15 protein-coding genes and 2 pseudogenes are annotated in these 16,248 nt (G+C 69.8%); 8 read left to right on the plus strand and 9 right to left on the minus strand.

Annotation, left to right across the window (positions count from 1 at the left end):
- Positions 1–135: 135 nt before the first annotated feature.
- From ACFWXC_RS03490 to ACFWXC_RS03505, 4 genes are all read right to left on the minus strand, one after another.
- Positions 136–1,428 carry a sensor histidine kinase gene (locus ACFWXC_RS03490; RefSeq protein ID WP_384472309.1) on the minus strand — a complete coding sequence of 431 codons (1,293 nt, stop codon included), beginning with the start codon at positions 1,426–1,428 and terminating at the stop codon, positions 136–138.
- 40 nt (positions 1,429–1,468) lie between these two features.
- Complete coding sequence (locus ACFWXC_RS03495) at positions 1,469–2,146, minus strand: response regulator transcription factor (RefSeq protein WP_384472311.1); 678 nt, start codon at positions 2,144–2,146, stop codon at positions 1,469–1,471.
- Between the two features lie 126 nt (positions 2,147–2,272).
- On the minus strand, positions 2,273–2,935 hold the full coding sequence (locus tag ACFWXC_RS03500; protein WP_384472314.1) for an HD domain-containing protein: 663 nt from the start codon (positions 2,933–2,935) through the stop codon (positions 2,273–2,275).
- Positions 2,932–3,279, minus strand: a complete 348-nt coding sequence (locus tag ACFWXC_RS03505; RefSeq protein ID WP_384472316.1) for a DUF6616 family protein — start codon at positions 3,277–3,279, stop codon at positions 2,932–2,934. Before ACFWXC_RS03505 ends, ACFWXC_RS03500 begins: the two co-directional genes overlap by 4 nt.
- A 77-nt stretch (positions 3,280–3,356) precedes the next feature.
- On the opposite strand from ACFWXC_RS03505, the gene ACFWXC_RS03510 reads away from it, so the two are divergent.
- Complete coding sequence (locus ACFWXC_RS03510; RefSeq protein WP_384472319.1) at positions 3,357–4,322, plus strand: GlxA family transcriptional regulator; 966 nt, start codon at positions 3,357–3,359, stop codon at positions 4,320–4,322.
- A gap of 77 nt (positions 4,323–4,399) precedes the next feature.
- Here the strand turns inward: ACFWXC_RS03510 and ACFWXC_RS03515 are convergent, their stop codons facing one another.
- Positions 4,400–5,347 (minus strand): GlxA family transcriptional regulator, encoded by a 948-nt coding sequence (locus ACFWXC_RS03515; RefSeq protein WP_384472322.1) that lies wholly within the window; start codon positions 5,345–5,347, stop codon positions 4,400–4,402.
- A gap of 287 nt (positions 5,348–5,634) precedes the next feature.
- On the opposite strand from ACFWXC_RS03515, the gene ACFWXC_RS03520 reads away from it, so the two are divergent.
- From ACFWXC_RS03520 to ACFWXC_RS03540, 5 genes are all read left to right on the plus strand, one after another.
- Positions 5,635–6,435 carry an alpha/beta fold hydrolase gene (locus ACFWXC_RS03520; RefSeq protein ID WP_384472325.1) on the plus strand — a complete coding sequence of 267 codons (801 nt, stop codon included), beginning with the start codon at positions 5,635–5,637 and terminating at the stop codon, positions 6,433–6,435.
- A gap of 139 nt (positions 6,436–6,574) precedes the next feature.
- The gene (locus ACFWXC_RS03525) at positions 6,575–7,624 is read left to right on the plus strand and encodes an SgcJ/EcaC family oxidoreductase (RefSeq protein ID WP_384472328.1); all 1,050 of its coding nucleotides are present in this window, start codon (positions 6,575–6,577) and stop codon (positions 7,622–7,624) included.
- A 645-nt stretch (positions 7,625–8,269) separates the two neighbouring features.
- Positions 8,270–9,382: an ABC transporter substrate-binding protein gene (locus tag ACFWXC_RS03530; RefSeq protein WP_384472331.1), complete on the plus strand. Its 1,113-nt coding sequence runs from the start codon at positions 8,270–8,272 to the stop codon at positions 9,380–9,382.
- Positions 9,383–9,666: 284 nt separating this feature from the next.
- A complete protein-coding gene (locus ACFWXC_RS03535; RefSeq protein WP_384472335.1) occupies positions 9,667–10,113 on the plus strand; it encodes a hypothetical protein in 447 nt (148 codons plus the stop codon).
- Positions 10,114–10,146: 33 nt separating this feature from the next.
- On the plus strand, positions 10,147–10,710 hold the full coding sequence (locus ACFWXC_RS03540; RefSeq protein ID WP_384472338.1) for a hypothetical protein: 564 nt from the start codon (positions 10,147–10,149) through the stop codon (positions 10,708–10,710).
- A 152-nt stretch (positions 10,711–10,862) separates the two neighbouring features.
- Here the strand turns inward: ACFWXC_RS03540 and ACFWXC_RS03545 are convergent.
- From ACFWXC_RS03545 to ACFWXC_RS03560, 4 genes and pseudogenes are all read right to left on the minus strand, one after another.
- Positions 10,863–10,995 (minus strand): annotated as a pseudogene (locus tag ACFWXC_RS03545) (IS5/IS1182 family transposase); the annotation flags it as partial.
- A 139-nt stretch (positions 10,996–11,134) separates the two neighbouring features.
- Positions 11,135–11,758: a hypothetical protein gene (locus tag ACFWXC_RS03550; RefSeq protein ID WP_384472341.1), complete on the minus strand. Its 624-nt coding sequence runs from the start codon at positions 11,756–11,758 to the stop codon at positions 11,135–11,137.
- Between the two features lie 173 nt (positions 11,759–11,931).
- On the minus strand, positions 11,932–13,404 hold the full coding sequence (locus ACFWXC_RS03555) for a sensor histidine kinase (RefSeq protein ID WP_384472344.1): 1,473 nt from the start codon (positions 13,402–13,404) through the stop codon (positions 11,932–11,934).
- Positions 13,391–14,071, minus strand: coding sequence for a response regulator transcription factor (locus ACFWXC_RS03560; protein WP_384472347.1), 681 nt, complete (start codon positions 14,069–14,071; stop codon positions 13,391–13,393). The genes ACFWXC_RS03555 and ACFWXC_RS03560 overlap by 14 nt, the downstream gene beginning before the upstream one ends.
- Positions 14,072–14,199: 128 nt before the next feature.
- Between ACFWXC_RS03560 and ACFWXC_RS03565 the strand changes: the two genes are divergently transcribed.
- The gene (locus tag ACFWXC_RS03565) at positions 14,200–15,732 is read left to right on the plus strand and encodes a hypothetical protein (protein WP_384472349.1); all 1,533 of its coding nucleotides are present in this window, start codon (positions 14,200–14,202) and stop codon (positions 15,730–15,732) included.
- A gap of 258 nt (positions 15,733–15,990) precedes the next feature.
- Positions 15,991–16,224: pseudogene (locus ACFWXC_RS03570) on the plus strand (winged helix-turn-helix domain-containing protein); the annotation flags it as partial.
- Positions 16,225–16,248: the final 24 nt, after the last annotated feature.

Consider the following 16,248-nt stretch of genomic DNA (forward strand, 5'->3'; position numbering starts at 1 on the left):
GCCTGGCGTCGAAGTCGACGGAGTGGGCGCTCGGCTTGCCAAGTAGCCCGACCGGCGTGCGGGTCTCGTCCGCGCTGAGGGCGCCCGCCCACGCCTGCTCCCGCTTGCTGTGGGCGAGGAACGCGGACCCGCAGTTCATCCACACGACGGCGAGCGGTGAGCTCGCGCTGTTCCGGACGTGCTGCGCGGCTGGTCCTGCCTGGCGATGATCAGGAGCAGACGGGCACCCCCGTCAGTGGTCCGAGGCGGTTCCGCGGTGAGCGTCCCCCCGTGGGCAGCCGCGATGTCGCGGGCGATGGCGAGGCCAAGACCGGTCCCTCCCTCGCTGCGGGTACGGGCGTTGTCCAGACGCGTGAAGCGGTCGAAGACCCTCTCCCGGTCGGGTTCGGGGATGCCTGGGCCGTCGTCGCTCACCTCGACGACCACTTCGTTCTCCGTGAGACGCACCTCCACCGTCACCGTGCTGTCCGCGTGACGCAGGGCGTTGTCGAGGAGGTTCATGAAGAGGCGGGCGAGTGCCGTACGACTGCCCAGAACCGCCTCATCGGGGCCGGAGTCCGCCACGAGGACGACAGGTTGACCGGGGTAGCGCTCGGCGAGAGTCCGTCGCAAGAGGTCCGTCACGCACAGGGGCTGGAGTTTCAGGGGCTGGCGGGCGTCCAGGCGGGCAAGGAGCAGCAGATCGGCGACGATGTCCTCAAGACGTGTGGTGTCGCGCAGCGCCTCGCTGCCGACCGCGGTCCATTCGGCCCGGTCGGGACGGGCCAGGGCCAGCTCAAGACGGGCCTTCAGGGTGGTGAGGGGGCCACGCAGTTCGTGCGAGGCATCCGAGGTGAAGGTCCGCAGGCGGCCGACGGCACGCTGGAGTTGATCGAGAGTGCCGTTCATCGTCTCCGCCAGCGATGCGACCTCGTCGTCGGAGTCGGGGACGGGGACGCGCCGTTGGAGACTGTGGGCGGTGATGTCGGCGAACTCGGCACGGATGTTCTCCACCGGTCGCAGTGCCCGGCCCATGGCGTACCACGCCAGGTAGGCCACCAGCAGGACCAGCAGGGCGGTACAGGGGACCAGGGCCCAGGTCAGGGTGATGACGGCGGTATGCGCGGGAGCGCGGTTCGCAAACGCCTGCACCAGGATCGGCCCCGTGGGCGTGCCCACACTGGCACTGGCACCCTGGTCTGCCGACGTGGTGGAGGACGCGTCGGCAGGGGGCGCGGTGTCCAGGACGATGTCCGGCAGGGCGGCCTGTACGTCGGCCGGAGGCGTTCCCGAGCCGAGTTGGTGGGCCGCCTTGTCGACGTGGTCACGAGCCGCCTTCTGGGCGGAGGTGACCAGGTTGGTGTGGACGGCGTAGAGCAGGACCACCGAGCAGGCGGCGAGGGCAAGGCTGGCGACCAGTGCGACGGCGACGGTGGCACGGACGCGCACGGTCCGCGGCCGCAGCCACAGGCGCCGGCGGTGCCCGCGGTCACGCTCCGTCCGAGCGGAGCAGGTAGGCACCGCCGGGCACGGTCTCGATACTGACCCGGCCGAAGGGGCGGTCGATTTTCCGGCGAAGAGCACTGACGTAGACCTCCACGATGTTCGGACCGCCCTCGTACGCGCTGTCCCAGACCCGGTCCAGGATGGCGGCCTTGCTGATGGCGATGTCCGGCGTTGCCGCGAGCAGCGCGAGGACATCGAACTCGCGAGGAGTAAGGGCGATGTCCGTGCCTGCGCGGCGGCAGCGGCGGGCCCCTGTGTCGATCTCCAGGTCCCCCAAGTGCTGGACGATCTGCCGCTCCGGGCGCGCGCGACGGATCAGGGCGTGCAGCCGGGCGGTGAGAACGACGAAAGAGAAGGGCTTCGTCAGATAGTCGTCGGCCCCGGTCTCCAGCCCCTCCGCTTCGTCGTACTCACCGTCTTTCGCCGTCAGCATCAGGATCGGGGTGTTGTCGCCGATCGAACGCAGGTGGGCGCACACCTTGTAGCCGTTCAGGCCCGGCATCATGACGTCGAGAATGATCACGTCGTAGGTGTCCGCCGCCGCCTTGGCAAGACCGTCAAGGCCGTCGCTCGCGGCATCCACCGCGAAACCCTCTGCGCGAAGGCCCTGTTGGAGCAGCTCCACGAGACGGGTGTCGTCGTCCATCACCAGCACACGCATGCCCTCTACCTTGCCCGACCGGTCGCACCCGGCGCTGAAGAGGATCTTCAGGACGTTCGGTGGCCCTTCGGCCGGCGGATCGGACTGCCTGCGCGGCACCCCGGCCGCAGCCATCGCGAGACGGCGTCAGTCCGGACGTACCGGGGCGGCGACCAGTTCGTCCAGCCCGGGGAACGGATTGTCCGGCCGGTGTTTGCGATACACGATGTCGACGAATGACACCGGCGCCCACTTCGACGGCTGCTCGTCGATCTGATGGACCAGCTGCGCATGGATCTTGTTCCGCAGATCCAGATAGGGAAACGCCGCGTGCGCCGCGTCCAGTACCGCCCGGTCCACCTCCTCGACACCGAAAGCGAACATGTCGGCACCGATACCGAAATGCGCGAGAGCGCCGACCAGATGCTTGTGGGGCGCGATCCCCGGCGAGGTGTGCAGCGCCACCGCATCCCAGATCTGGTCGGCGGCGACCTCGGACAGCCCGTGTTCCCGGGCGAATCGAGCGGCCCGGAACGCACCGTCCACCTCGAACCGGTTCGGACCCTGCCCCGCGTCGGTCAGACCGATGTCGTGCAGCACCGTGGCGAGAAAGAGCGTCTCGTCGTCGTAGTCCACCCCGGCAACGAGGTTCCTGGCGGCGGCGATACTACGAGCATAGAAATAGCTGCGGACCGTGTGGTTGAGCAGCCATTGCGGAGAGTGCTCGGCAGTGAAGGCAACCGCGGCCTCCGTAGCCGCCGTTCGCGGCCACCCTCCGATTTCGTCCGGCAGATTCTCGAGCACGCTCACTGGACCTCGGCCTCCAGTGCCAGGTGCTCGGCCATGACCGCCTCGGCCGGCCGCAGCTCACCCACGACGTTGGACTGCTCGAAGTAGGTGTACCAGCCGGAGCTCTCGACACCGCTCAGGAACACGTCTGCCACTTCCCGCGAAGGGGCCTGCCAGACCGCGAACCACTCGTAGGACGCGGATTGCGCGGCCGGTTCCACCCTGCCCCAGCCGAGCGTCACGAATCCGATGTCCGCGAGCTGCTTCATGGCTTCCTGAATCCCTGTGAACAGGTCGTTCCGCGCCTTCTCGTCGGCGGCGAAGAACGCGGGCTTCGGTGTCCACGTCTCGACGACTACGTACATGTTGTGCATCTCCTGACTAATCGCACCAGCGTGATGCGACCAGCCTAGGAAGACCGAGGCCACCGTACGATGGCCAGATGGACATTAATCCCAAGGATCCGGCCAAGGTCGCGGTGGTGGTGCAGCCGGGCTACGTGCTGTTGGACGTAGCCGTTCCCCAGCAGGTGTTCGGCCGGCGGCCGGACTGGGTGACCGCCAGCTGGCCCGGCGGCGCCCCCTACGAGCTGACCTTGGTGAGTGCGGTTCCCGCGGAAAACCCGCTGGTGCCCCGCGAGGTCGAGCCGCTCGACCGGCTGGAGACCGCCGACACCGTGATCGTCGCCGGAGTGGAAGACCCCACCGGGTCTCCGGACGCCGAGCTGGTCGAACGGCTGCGGGACGCGTACGACCGGGGCAGCCGGATGGTGTCGATCTGTACGGGCGCCTTCGCCCTGGCGTCGGCCGGGATCCTGGACGGCCGCGGCGCCACCACCCACTGGCGCTGGGCCGGCCTGCTGCGAGACCGCCACCCGTCGGTCGAGGTCCGCGAAGCGGAGCTCTACGTCGAGGACGCCGGCGTCTTCACTTCCGCGGGTGTCCTCGCCGGAACCGACCTGTGCCTGCATCTCCTGCGGCTCGACCATGGTCAGGCCGCCGCGAACAGGATGGCCCGCTTCCTGGTCAGCCCGCCCCACCGCGAAGGAGGACAGGCCCAGTTCATCGAGCACATCCGGCCCGACGGCGACTCCGACATCACCGACGTGACCGCCTGGATCCTGGAACACCTCGACGAGCCGCTCACCCTGGAGTCGGTCAGCCGGCACAGCCACATGAGCACGCGGACCCTGCGCCGCAGATTCCGGGCCGTGACCGGAACGAGCGTCATGAACTGGGTGGCCATGCAACGCGTGGCCCGCGCGCGCGAACTCCTCGAGACCACTCGCCTCGGCATCGACGACATCGCCCACCGGTGCGGCTTCGGCTCCGCGGAGTCATTGCGCATCCACTTCACCGCGATGACCAGGACCAGCCCGTCGAACTATCGCCGCACCTTCGCTTCCTGACGCTGGTGTAAAGCGGCGATCACAGCCACGGGGGGCGCCACTTCGTAGCGCCTTCGGTCACGGATCGGCCTTCGCCGTCAGGCGGGCTGGTGCTGGAAGGTGCGGCGATAGGCCGTGGGGGTGTTGCCGACGGCGTCGCGGAAGCGGGCGCGCATGTTGGCGCCGCTGCCGAGGCCGCACCGGACGGCGATCTGCTCCACCTGGAGGTCGGTGGCCTCCAGGAGTTCTCGCGCGCGGTTGATCCGGGCGGTCAGGAGCCATTGGTGGGGGCTGACGCCGGTTTCCTGGCGCCACAGGCGGGTCAGGGTGCGCGGGGAGACGCCGGCATGGTCGGCGAGGCGGGGGATGGTGAGCTCTTCTTCGAGGTGGAGCTGGGCCCATGCGCGGGTGTCGGCGAGCGTGGTGGCCTGGGGGGTGGGGAGGGTCCTGTTGATGTACTGGGCCTGTCCGCCGTCGCGGTGGGGGGCGGCGACGATGTCCCTGGCGATGTCGTTCGCGACGGCTGCGCCGAGGTCTTTGCGGACCAGGTGCAGACACAGGTCGATGCCGGCCGTGAAGCCCGCGGAGGTCAGGATGGTGTCGTTGTCGATGTAGAGGACGTTGCGGTCGACGCGCAGCCGGGGGTAGAGCTCTTCGAGGTCGTCCGCCTTGGCCCAGTGGGTGGTGACGGTGCGGCCGTCGAGCAGTCCGGCCGAGGCGACGGCGAAGGCGCCGGTGCAGATGGACGCGATGCGTATCCCGGCGCGGCCGGCGAGCTTGAGAGCGGCCGTCACCCGTGGGCGCGGAGGGCGCCGGAAGTCCTCGAAGCCCGGGACGATGATCGTGTCCGCTTCGGCGAGCGCCTCGAGACCCGCGGTCAGTCCGAGGGTGAAACCCGCGCTCGTGGTCACGGTCTCCTCGGTGTCGCCGCACACGGTGAGCTCGTAGGGGGTGTTCGGACGGGCGTTGAAGATCTGCGTGGGGATCCCCAGATCCATGGGCAGCACGCCGTCGACCGCCAGGACCATGACCCGGTGCTTGTTCATGGCCGCAATATTATGTCCGACATCAATGTCGCAGAGAGGGCCAGGCAGCCGTCACGCCACGCCCCACGCATGTTCCCGGGATAAATCCCCTGATCAAGCCGATGATCGTGTGACCGGAAAGCTAGGGCTCACCTGCACAGCTTGGCCCAAAAGATGCGCATGCTGGCAGATGAGCCGTGGCCTGGACGAGAGGTTCCGGAGCAGGATCGAAGAGCGAGCCCGGGGCGGCCGACTCCACACACCGGTGGAGCGGTCCGAGAGCCCCGACCGTGAACGAGGAGCCGGCAATGACTTCGCAGAATGTGGTGGGCCGCTTCTTCGACGTGCGGGGCGGCCAGGTGTACGCCCACGTCCGCGAGGGTGACGGGCCGGCGCTGATCTTCCTGCACTACTGGGGAGGCTCACGGCGCACCTGGATCCCGGTGCTGCAGCGGCTGGATCCCGCGCAGGGCTTCGTGGCCTACGACCAGCGTGGATGGGGCGACTCCACGGGCGTGCCGGGACCTTATGACCTGGAGCAGCTCGCGGACGACGCGCAGCGGGTCGTCGACGCGCTCGGATACTCCCGCTATGTGCTGGTCGGGCATTCCATGGGCGGCAAGGTGGCTCAGATGCTGGCCGCCCGCAAGCCCGCCGGTCTGAGGGGAGTCGTCCTCGTGGCGCCCGCGCCGCCCGCGCCGGTCGGGGTGACCGAGCAGGTACAGGAGACGGTGTCCCACGCCTACGACAACGAGCAGGCGGTTCTTCAGAGCATCGACCTGATGCTGACCCACGGCGGGCTGACTCCCGAGCTGCGCCGGCAGGTGGTCGAGGACAGTCTGCGCGGCGGCGACGAGGCCCGTCTCGAGTGGCCGCGCCAGGGCCTGGTCCAGGACGTGTCGGCCGGGCTGTCAGCCATCGAGGTGCCGGTGCTGGTTCTCGCGGGCAGCCACGACAAGGTCGACCCGCCGACCGTGCTCGCCGACCACCTGCTGCCGCTGATCCCGACCGCCACCCTGACCGTCCTGAAGGACACCGGCCACCTCTCACCCCTTGAGGTGCCCGACCAAGTGGCCGCGCACATCGGCGCGTTCGTCGCCCAGCTGTAAGCGCAGCACCCAGCCGCACATCCCCCCGGTGGGGGGTCTGCCGTGCAGCCGCACCCCCCATCCCCGGCACGCGTGAGCGTGCCGCCCGGCCACCGTGCCGATCCGCCCCGGACCGGGGCCCAAATGAAGGAGACACATCATGACCACCGACGCACACCTGTCCGTCTTCGAGCAGCTCGACCTCCCCGACACGAGCCTCGCCCGGGACACATTCGCCTATGCGGCACAGGCCACGCCTGCCTACATCCACGATCACTGCGTCCGCAGCTACGTCTTCGCCCGCGCCCATGCCCGGAACCAGGGTCTGCACGCCGGCACCGACTACGACGACGAACTGCTGTTCGTCAGCTGCGTCCTGCACGACATGGGGCTGAGCGAGGAGGGCAGCAACGGCGACCAGCGTTTCGAAGTCGAAGGCGCCGACATCGCAGCGGCGTTCCTCCGCGAGCGCGGCGTCGAGGAACGGCGTATCGCCGTCGCCTGGGACGCCATCGCTCTGCACACCTCGGACGGCATCGCCTCACGCAAGGGCACGGAGGTGGCACTGGCCCAGGCGGGTATCGCCACCGACATCCTCGGAGTCCAGCGTGAGAGCCTTCCGCCCGGCCTCGCCGACGACGTGCACGCCCTGCTGCCGCGTCGGGACCTGGCCCACGGGTTCAGCGACCTCATCATCACCCAGGCCGTGGCCAAGCCCCACAAGGCGTCCCCGACGACCTTCATCGGCGACCTGCTGCGTCGCCACCTGCCCTACGGCGCCTATCCCACCTGGTACGACCTGATCGACGCGGCCGGATGGGGCGACAAGCCGGTCGGCGTCACCGCCCGGCGCCGTGCCCAGACGCCCCAGCAGGTGGGGACCTTGTTCATGGAGTACCTGGAGGCCGGTGACGTCGAGGGTCTGGTGTCGCTCTACGAGCCGAACGCCCACTTCGTCCCCACTCCCGGAACCCACCTGGTGGGCACGGACGCCATCCGCAAGGCCATGCGGCAGATGGTCGACAGCGGTGCCCGCCTCAAGCTCGAACCCCGCGAGATCCGACAGGCCGACGACATCGCCCTGGTGTCGAACAACGCCGTCCTCACCGGGGTCGGACCGGAGCCGGTGGTCTCCACCACCACCGAGATCCTCCGACGCCAGCCGGACGGCGGCTGGGTCCACCTCGTGGACGACCCGTTCTTCGGCTGACCGCGTCGGGCGGCCCGGCCGAGTCGCCTGCCCAGGGCGGGCCGGGCAGGTGGACGACGGGGCCGTCGAGACCGGGCTCAGCGCGCCGCCGGCTGGGTCGGCGCCGCGGACCGACACGTACCTGGTGAGCCCGTCCGGGGACCGCGTCTACCTGGCCAATCCGGGCGTCGCCGGATCGTGGCGGAGTCTGCTCAGGCCCCGCGGCACCGTGACGGTCGTCGACCCGCACGCGCGCGGACTGCGTCCTCGCCCACACGGCCACCGGCCGGCCCCCGTTCGGCACCGGCGGCGCCGCGGCCGTGCTGTACCGGACCGTGCACCGGGAACCGGACCTGGACGGCGTACCGGACGGCCTCGACCCGGTCGTACGGCGATGTCTGGCGAAGGAACCGGAGCGGCGTCCCGGCGCGCGCGAACTCCGCGAGGTCTTCGGCGAGTTCGTCGCGGACCACTGGCTACCGGAAGAATTGCCCGCCCTGGTCGCCACCCGTGCCGCACGTGTCCTCGGCCTGCCCACGCCCGAACCGACCCAGGTCACCGGTCCCTCCTTCGCAAAATCCCCGGGCGCGCCGCCTCGCCCACCCGGCGGCGCCTGCTCGTCGCGGGAGCCGTGCTGGGTGTCACCGCGACGGCCGGGGCGGGCGCGTGGTGGCGGTGGGGCCGGGCCGGCGCGTCCGCGAACACCGGCTCCGTACGACGGTCCGTTCCGTGGTCGCGCTGCTCGGCGACCCGGACGGCCCCTTCTTCACGGCCCACAGGCGCGGCGCCCTCCTCGCCGTCGAACAGCACAACCAGGACGCCCGGCGCACCGTGGACCTCGTGCTGCGCACCGCCGACGACCGCGGGCCCGCGACCGGCTCCGCCGAGACGGCCGCCCGGCTGACCGCCGACCCGGACGTGTCCGTGGTGATCGCCGCGGGTCCGAACGCGACCGTGCCCGCGGCGCTGGGTCCGTGCACGGAGGCGCGGCTGACCCTGCTGGTCACCCGCGCCGACACCGAGGACCTCGACAACGTCAACACCACCACCGCGCTGGTGCTGCGCCCCACCCTGACCATCGGCCCGCCCGCGGTTCTGCGCTATCTGAACCGGGCGGTCGAGCCCGCCCACACGGTGATCGTGCACGACCTGGCCACCGAGGTGGAGAGCCGGGCCACGGTCCACATCGCCACTGGCTACGGCATGCTGGAGAGCGAGACGGTGGTGGAGGAGGTCGCGGCCGACGCGGACTTCACCGGGGTCGCACGCCGCATCGCCGCCCGCCCCGGGGACGCGGTCCTCTTCGGCGGGGTGAGCCCCGACCGTGCCGCCGCCTGCGCCCGCGCGTTGCGAGACGCGGGCCACCGGGGTGCCCGGGTCGCGGGCGAGCACGTCCTCACCACCCCGTTCCTCGCCGTCGGCGAGGGCTGGCGTATCGGCACGGGCTACACCGACGCGAACGCCGACTCCCGGACCAAGGCGTTCGCCGCCGCGTTCCGCGCCCGCCACGGGCAGCCGCCGGGCCCCTGGGCCGCCGAGGCCTACGACGCCGTCCGGTTCGCCGCCCACGGCCTCGCCGCCGTCGGCGACGACGGCCGGTCCGCCCTGCGTTCCGAACTCCTGCGCCGCCCCTGGCAGGGCATCACCCGCCGCGTCAGCTTCGACGCCGCCTCACAGTTCTTCGAGGCCGGCGACGACAGCGACGGGTTCCTGTACCGAGTGACCGGAGGAGCCGCCCGCTTCGTGACGCGCTTCGACGACATCGGCAAGAAGACGTGAACCAGGGCTCCTTGCGAGCGGAGGTCCCGTGAAGTCCTCTGCACGGGGGTCGTTTCCGGTCTGGAGGTTGCCTGGGCGGTGACCGATCCACACCGGCCACTCCCCCGGTTCCGCCGGCCAGACAGCGGGCGCACGTCATCTCGCACGACACATACGACGGCCCGCCGAACCGGAGGTCGCGAACTCCGCCATGACACTCATGTCGGCGGAACCGTTTCAGCGGGCGCCGTGTCCTCCTTCACACGTGGTTCCACACCGCGGGACCACCGGTGAGGGGGATGGTCATGGGACAGGTACGCGAGGGGGCAGGGTTAGCGGTTCGGGCCGTCGTCGGGGTCATCGGCCTGGCGGTGTTGTACACGATCGGGGTGTTCGCCTTCGGCAGCGCGCTCTGGATCACCGCCCCGTTCCGCGGTGAGGTGGACAAGCGCGAGAACACCGTCGCCTCGGGCGAGTTCCGGCAGACCACGTACGAGGAGTTCTTCGATCTGTGCGAGGCCGTGCAGAACGCCGAAGGGACGATCCAGGTCCTTCAGGAGGAGCGGAAGACCGCTTCGGAGACCCGCACGACGCAGATCGACCAGTCGATCACCGCGCTGAAGGCCACGCGGATCGAGTCGGTCAACGACTACAACTCGAAGGCCGCCCAGGAGCACCGCGCGCCCTTCCGTGACAAGGATCTGCCGTACCGGCTGAATGCCGGCGCCAAGCGCACGACGTGCACCAACTGATCCCATCTCACCCCGGGAAGAGGGCAGCACCGTATGAAGAAGTTCGCACGTATGGCCCTGGCCACCGTCGTCGCGCTCGTCGTGGGCCTTGCCCTGACGTCCTGCACCGAATCCAGCCGGGACAAGGAGAACAAGGCCAAGCAGGACACCTACGACCACCTCGTGGCCCAGCAGCCGGCGGGCCGCATGGAGTACTCGCCGACCCGCGAATCGATCAACCAGTGGATCAAGACATGGGGGAAGCGGGGCAAGCTCTCGTACGTCTACATCCAGAACGCCAAGGGCGAATACGGGTACTTCATCATGAAGGGCCTGCCGGTGCCGCGCTGCAAGATGCTCACTCCGACGGAGAAGGTGGAGGCCTACTCCGAGGGCGTCGCGGTCCTCTCGCAGCCCGGCATGGACGGCACGTACACGTCGGGTTCCACCTGCAACGCCTACTACGGTTTCGACGCCACGACAGGCGCGTACATGGAGTTCACGGTCGGCACGAACCAGTCGTTCTTCCTGTTCGACAAGCCCATGACGATGCCGGAGTACGCCAGCGCCAAGCAGCTGGGGCCGAGCTCGGTGAAGGACGTCGAGAAGCAGCCGTGAGCGGCCGGGGACTGGCGGGAAGAGGTCCGGCTCCCGTGTCCCGTCGAGCGGCGACGAGGGCGCCGACCGGGCTGTTGATGCCGACGTCATCAACCAGGGCTTGTCCCACCTCTCGTGATTGACGGACCACCGGACCGAGTTCGAGCACGTTCTCCGCGACCGGCTCGGGCCCGCGAGTAGTCGGCCCGTCCGTCGCCGACCCGGTCGCACTCCGCCGAAGTGCCGTCGATCAGGACGTAGTACCGGGTCGGCTTCGCGCAGGGCACGCAGCAGGCCGGGCGCGCGGACCTGCGAGAAGGCGGGCCGCTGGGCAAAGCGACCCCGGACCGCCCACCCACCCGCCTCAGAACGATGGTCGTTGCGGCGGGCCCGGGACGCGAGGCCGCACGTAGCCGGCGCGGCCCGTTACCCGGGATGCCGCGCCTCAACCGACGCCCGCCTGAGCCTCGCCGACGTGCTCGACCTTGATGTACCGGCTGTTCTTCTCCCCGTACGCCTGTTCCAGGAGCGGCCGTGCCTTGTCGGGGTGATCGACCCCGACAAGGACGACCCCCTGCTCATCCACGCCGACTTCACGCATCTCGAAGGTGCCGTCCCAGCGCTTCATGTCGTCGCCGATACGGTCGGCCAGCGCGTCGAGCGTCTTCCGGTTCACGTCCGTGTCGTGCAGTCGCAGGGTCACGCCCTTAAGAGCCGCCCCGCAGACCTCGTCGTCGAAGGCGGCGGACGGGATGCGCCAGATGTCGGCGGTCTGGTGTTTCTCGTCGACGGAGAGCCCGGTGTAGACGTCGGAGTAGCGTTTCCGCACCAGCGTGTCGACACGCACGACGACCCGCTCCAGCGGGGAGTCGTCGTCGACACCCGGGGGGCTGCCCACCGGCTCGTGCCCCACGCACGACGACCTCCCCCGTGTGCCGGTCGTCTGGGTACCGGTCGTCTGTGTGCCGGTCGTCGCCCTGGGGTCGACGGACACCGTTTCCTCGCCGCACCCCACCAGCAGCCCCGCCAGCAGGCAAAGGCCCACCACCACGGCTGTCCGCTTCCGCATATGCCCCCTCCGTCCCTTTCGCCCTGTGGCTCGGTACTGTGACGCCGGAGCGGGCGGAAGGGTTCGTTCAAACTGCTGTGTGCGCCACCCTTGAGGTCATGCTCGTGCTGGTCGACGGCGGCTGTCTGCGGTGAACGTCGTCGGTCAGCGGACGGTCTCGTGCCGGAAGCGCGTCATTTCTCGGCTGGGGTGGGGGCTCGGGGAAGGCGCAGTTGGAAGCATGCCCCGAGGGTCCGGGGGGTGAGGGTGAGGGTGCCTCGGTGGCGGTGGGCCAGGTCGCGGGCGATGGCGAGGCCCAGGCCGGTGCCGCCGTGGTCGCGGGAGCGGGCGTCGTCGAGCCGGACGAAGCGTTCGAAGATGCGCTCGGCGTCCTCGGTGGGCACGCCCGGGCCGTCGTCGTGCACGGTGAGGACGACCCACGCGTCCTGGTTTCGGACGGTGATCTGGATGCGGTGTGCGGCGTGGCGGGCGGCGTTGTCGATGAGGTTGCGCAGCAGCCGTTCGTATTCGTCGGGGTTTCCGCGTGCGGGGGCGGGGGCGGTGCTGTCGCAGGTGAGGGTCAACGGTCGTTCGGTGAGGGGGTACTGCTCGGTCAGCCGGGAGAGGAGGGCTGTCAGGTCGACGGTTTCGGGGTCGGCGGCTATGGGGGTGCGGGTGTCGAGGCGGGCGAGGAGCAGCAGGTCTTCGGCGAGGGACTGGAGGCGGCGGGTCTGTCGTGCGGCGGTGGTGGCCGCGGCGGGCCAGTCGGTGCGTTCCGGGTAGGCGAGCGCGATTTCCAGGCTGGCCAGCAGTGTGGTGAGGGGGCTGCGTAGTTCGTGGGCGGCGTCTGCGACGAAGCGGCGTTGCTGGGCGGCGGCGTTGTCGAGGCGTTGGAGGGTGGTGTTGATGGTGGTGGCCAGGGCGGTGATCTCGTGTCCCGTGGCGGGGACGGTGACGCGTTCGCGGGGGTTGTTCGCGGTGACCGAGGCGGTGAGGACGCGGATGGCTTCGACCGGCCGCAGCGCGATGCGGACGGCGAAGTAGGTGGCGGCGGCGATCAGTACGAGGCTGACGAGCCCGGCCCGCAGCAGCAGACGGTCGGTGGTCTCGGTGATCGCCTCGGCTGTATGCGGCAGTACCACCACATAGGCCCGCAGGTTGGCGTCGGCGGCGACTCCCAGAGCGGCGGCTTTCTCACTGCTCAGTACATCGGCCGAGATGTCGGCGGTCACTACCTGATTGGTGCCGCCGGCCACCGAGAATTTGTCACTGGGGTCGTAGTCGGGGTTCGCAGGTAGGCGGACGGTGTCGATGAGCTCGGCCCTCAAGGTCTTCGGTGGGGCGGGCATCACGTGGTGGGTGCCGGGAGCGAAGTCGTCCATGCCTCCGCCATAGGCGACAGCGGTGCGTCGGCCGGTCGCGACGACCTCGTACGGCACCGCGCTCGTGGAGTCGGGAACGACACCCTGCTGCAACTTGTCGCAGATGGCCCAGAGTTGGTCCTTGGCCTGGTCCTCGGCGATCTGCGTGCTCTGGCGGTAGACGTCATGGTGGACCCACCAGCCGATGCCGGCCAGGATGACGGCGGCGGTCGAGGCGGCGGCCAGGGCCGCGACGGCTCGTACCGAGCGCGGCCACCAGCGGCGTCGCGGCTCAGTCGCGTTCACGGTCGTCCACCAGCCGGTAGCCGGTGCCCCGTACGGTCTGCAGGGACCGTCGGCCGAACGCGGCGTCCACCTTCTTGCGCAGGGCGCTGACGCGCACCTCCACCAGGTTGGGATCCAGGGCTTCGTCGGGCCACGCGTGATAGAGCAGATCCGTTTTGGAGACCGCCTGGCCCGCCCGGCGGGCCAGCAGCTCAAGGACGGCGAACTCCCGAGGGGTAAGTTCCACCCGGGCCCCGGCCCGGCGGCAGACGCGGCTCGCGACATCCAGCGAGAGGTCGCCCACGGCAAGGACGGGCGGGGCGACCGTGGCGGCTCGTCTGACCAGGGCCCGCAGCCGCGCGACGAGCACCATGTAGGAGAAGGGTTTGGCCAGGTAGTCATCGGCCCCCGTGTCTAGGGCCTCCGCCTGATCCCAGTCCCCGTCCTTGGCGGTGAGTACCAGGATGGGGGTCGCGTTGCCCTCCCGGCGCAACTGGGCGCAGACCTTGTAGCCGTTGAGTCCGGGCAGCATCAAGTCCAGTACGACAAGGGCGTATTCGCCGGTCCGGGCCATCCACAGTCCCTGCCGGCCGTCATGGGCGAGGTCGACGCTGTAGCCCTCGGCGGTCAGCCCGGTGTGCAGGGTGTGGGCAAGGTCCACCTCGTCTTCGACCACCAGGATGCGCATGCGGTGCAGCTTCGCACGGCGTCGGCCCGCCTTCCTGATCGGCCGGTCAGGTTGGGTCAGCCTTCGGTCAACAAGGTCCGGGCACGCTGGCGGAATTCCTTCGCCGCTGCTGAAAGGCCCTGTCGCCGATGTCCGTTGATCAACGTGCCCCCGCCGTGCCCAGGACGGATTCCCCTGCCGTACCCGCCCGTCGACACTCACCGAGCCCGGCCAAAGCCGTTGTCGTCATCGCGCCCTTGTCGCTGACCGTCGCTCTGGGGCTCTGGGGTATCCGCAGGAAGAACACCATGTGGGGGGACGAGGCCGTCACCTGTCAGCTCGCGCACCGCGATCTTTCGCAGATATGGCGCACCGCCCAGCATGTCGATCTGGTCCATGCCCTCCACTACGCCGTGATGCATGAGATCTTCGGTCTCTTCGGCGGAGGGCTGCTGACGTTACGGCTGCCGTCCGTGCTGGCGATGTCCGTGGCGGCGAGCGGAGTCGGGCTGCTGGGGCTGCGCCTGGCGGGACCCCGTGCCGGGCTGCTGGCCGGGCTGGTGTTTGCGCTCCTTCCCCAGGTACAGAAGTACGCGCAGGAAGGCCGCTCGTATGCCATGGTCTGTGCCCTCGTCACCTGGGCCACCTATGCGCTCGTGGTCAGCGTCCCGCATCGCGCCCGGTGGCGGTGGGCGGTCTATGGCTCCACCATGCTGCTGGCCTGTCTGCTCCATGAGTTCGCGGTCCTCGCCCTGGTCGCACACGGCGTCACCCTGGTCGTCTCCCGTGCTCCACGACCGGTGCTGAGGGCGTGGAGTGTGGCTGCCGCGGCCGTGGTGGCCGGGCTGTTGCCGCTGGCGATCTGTAGTGCCGGGCAGTCGGGGCAGGTGTCCTGGATCGGCGGACCGGCGCGGCTTCCTGGTTTCCTGGCCATGGCCGTCGTGGGCGTGGCGTGTGCCCTGGCACCCCTGGGGGTGAAGGGGCCCGTGCGGCTTTCCGTGCTGGCCGTGCCGATGGTTGTGCTTCCGGGCCTTCTGCTGCTGACCGCCTCACTGGTCAAGCCCCTCTTCGTCGACCGGTATGTGCTCTACAGCAGCATCGGAATCGCGTTGCTGCTGGGCGCCTGGATGGACTACTTCCTCCGGCGGCAGCGGTCTTCCCGCATCGCGTGGATCGCGGCGGTCGCCGTACTGACCGCGCTCGTCCCGCCGAGCCTGTCGCTGAGGACGCCCCAGAGCCGGAGCAATGACGTCACCGCCATCGGCGCCGCCGTACGCAAGGAAGGCCGTCCCGGTGACGGGCTGCTCTATCTCTCCGGCCGGTACCGGGCCTGGACTGCGGCCATCCCCGAGGACACCGGTTTCCTGACGGATCTGGCCCTGGCAGAGGATCCCGTTTCGTCCAACACACTTGCCGGTGTCGAGCTTCCCGCCCAGGACATCGCGGCACGCATGCTGGAATTCGACCGGATCGTCGCGGTCCGCGACCCGGCGGGTGCGCACTCGCCGACCGACCCGCAGGAGGAAGCGAAAACGAGCACCCTGCGGCGCCACTTCCGCGCGCACGGAACAACCCATGTCAACGGGGCGCGAGTCACCGTGTATGTCCGAGACCACGACCCGTCTCCGAAGGCCGCTCCTGGATCCAACAGCCCGGGACCGAGCGGTGAGGTGATGAGGTGACGGTGGTGGTGCCGACCCGTCACGCCGTCTCGACCCATCGCGACCACACGCAGGCGGCGCCCGCGATGCGCCCGCCACTGGCGCTCAGGTTGCGGCTGGTTCGCAAGGTTTCGACAAGGTTTCCACAAGGTCGGTGGCGCACCGTTCGGTGTGCAAGGCGAAACGTCGCCGCGTGGCCATCGGTGCCGCTTCGCACACCAGGAATGGCCCGGGGCACGGGCCCGAGCACAGCACCACCTATGGGCGGCAGCGGCGGCGCTCGCCGTGGCCGGGCGGGTCGGCGAGGCGGTCTCGCGCGAGAGGCTGATGGCCGAGGTGTGGGATGAGAACTGGTTCGGCTCCGCCAAGACCCTCGACGTGACGTTGGCGGGCCTGCGCCGCAGACTGACCGGGGCGGCACAGGCGGGCGGGCGGCAGGCCCGGCTGCCCCGGATCACCACGTTGCGGGGGCACGGGTACCGGCTGGAACGGCAGCCGGATCCGCCGGATTGACACACTCCCGGTGGGCCAGGGGCG

It is taken from the genome of Streptomyces sp. NPDC058683 (assembly GCF_042716195.1).
GTDB lineage: Bacteria > Actinomycetota > Actinomycetes > Streptomycetales > Streptomycetaceae > Streptomyces.

What these genes read in the sequence shown, in the direction of transcription:
- ACFWXC_RS03495 (WP_384472311.1), bottom strand. Translation starts at nt 2,146, where the DNA reads ATGCGTGTGCTGGTGATGGACGACGACACCCGTCTCGTGGAGCTGCTC.
- ACFWXC_RS03505 (WP_384472316.1), bottom strand. Translation starts at nt 3,279, where the DNA reads ATGTACGTAGTCGTCGAGACGTGGACACCGAAGCCCGCGTTCTTCGCC.
- ACFWXC_RS03510 (WP_384472319.1), top strand. Translation starts at nt 3,357, where the DNA reads ATGGACATTAATCCCAAGGATCCGGCCAAGGTCGCGGTGGTGGTGCAG.
- ACFWXC_RS03515 (WP_384472322.1), bottom strand. Translation starts at nt 5,347, where the DNA reads ATGAACAAGCACCGGGTCATGGTCCTGGCGGTCGACGGCGTGCTGCCC.
- ACFWXC_RS03520 (WP_384472325.1), top strand. Translation starts at nt 5,635, where the DNA reads ATGACTTCGCAGAATGTGGTGGGCCGCTTCTTCGACGTGCGGGGCGGC.
- ACFWXC_RS03525 (WP_384472328.1), top strand. Translation starts at nt 6,575, where the DNA reads ATGACCACCGACGCACACCTGTCCGTCTTCGAGCAGCTCGACCTCCCC.
- ACFWXC_RS03535 (WP_384472335.1), top strand. Translation starts at nt 9,667, where the DNA reads ATGGGACAGGTACGCGAGGGGGCAGGGTTAGCGGTTCGGGCCGTCGTC.
- ACFWXC_RS03540 (WP_384472338.1), top strand. Translation starts at nt 10,147, where the DNA reads ATGAAGAAGTTCGCACGTATGGCCCTGGCCACCGTCGTCGCGCTCGTC.
- ACFWXC_RS03550 (WP_384472341.1), bottom strand. Translation starts at nt 11,758, where the DNA reads ATGCGGAAGCGGACAGCCGTGGTGGTGGGCCTTTGCCTGCTGGCGGGG.
- ACFWXC_RS03560 (WP_384472347.1), bottom strand. Translation starts at nt 14,071, where the DNA reads ATGCGCATCCTGGTGGTCGAAGACGAGGTGGACCTTGCCCACACCCTG.
- ACFWXC_RS03565 (WP_384472349.1), top strand. Translation starts at nt 14,200, where the DNA reads ATGTCCGTTGATCAACGTGCCCCCGCCGTGCCCAGGACGGATTCCCCT.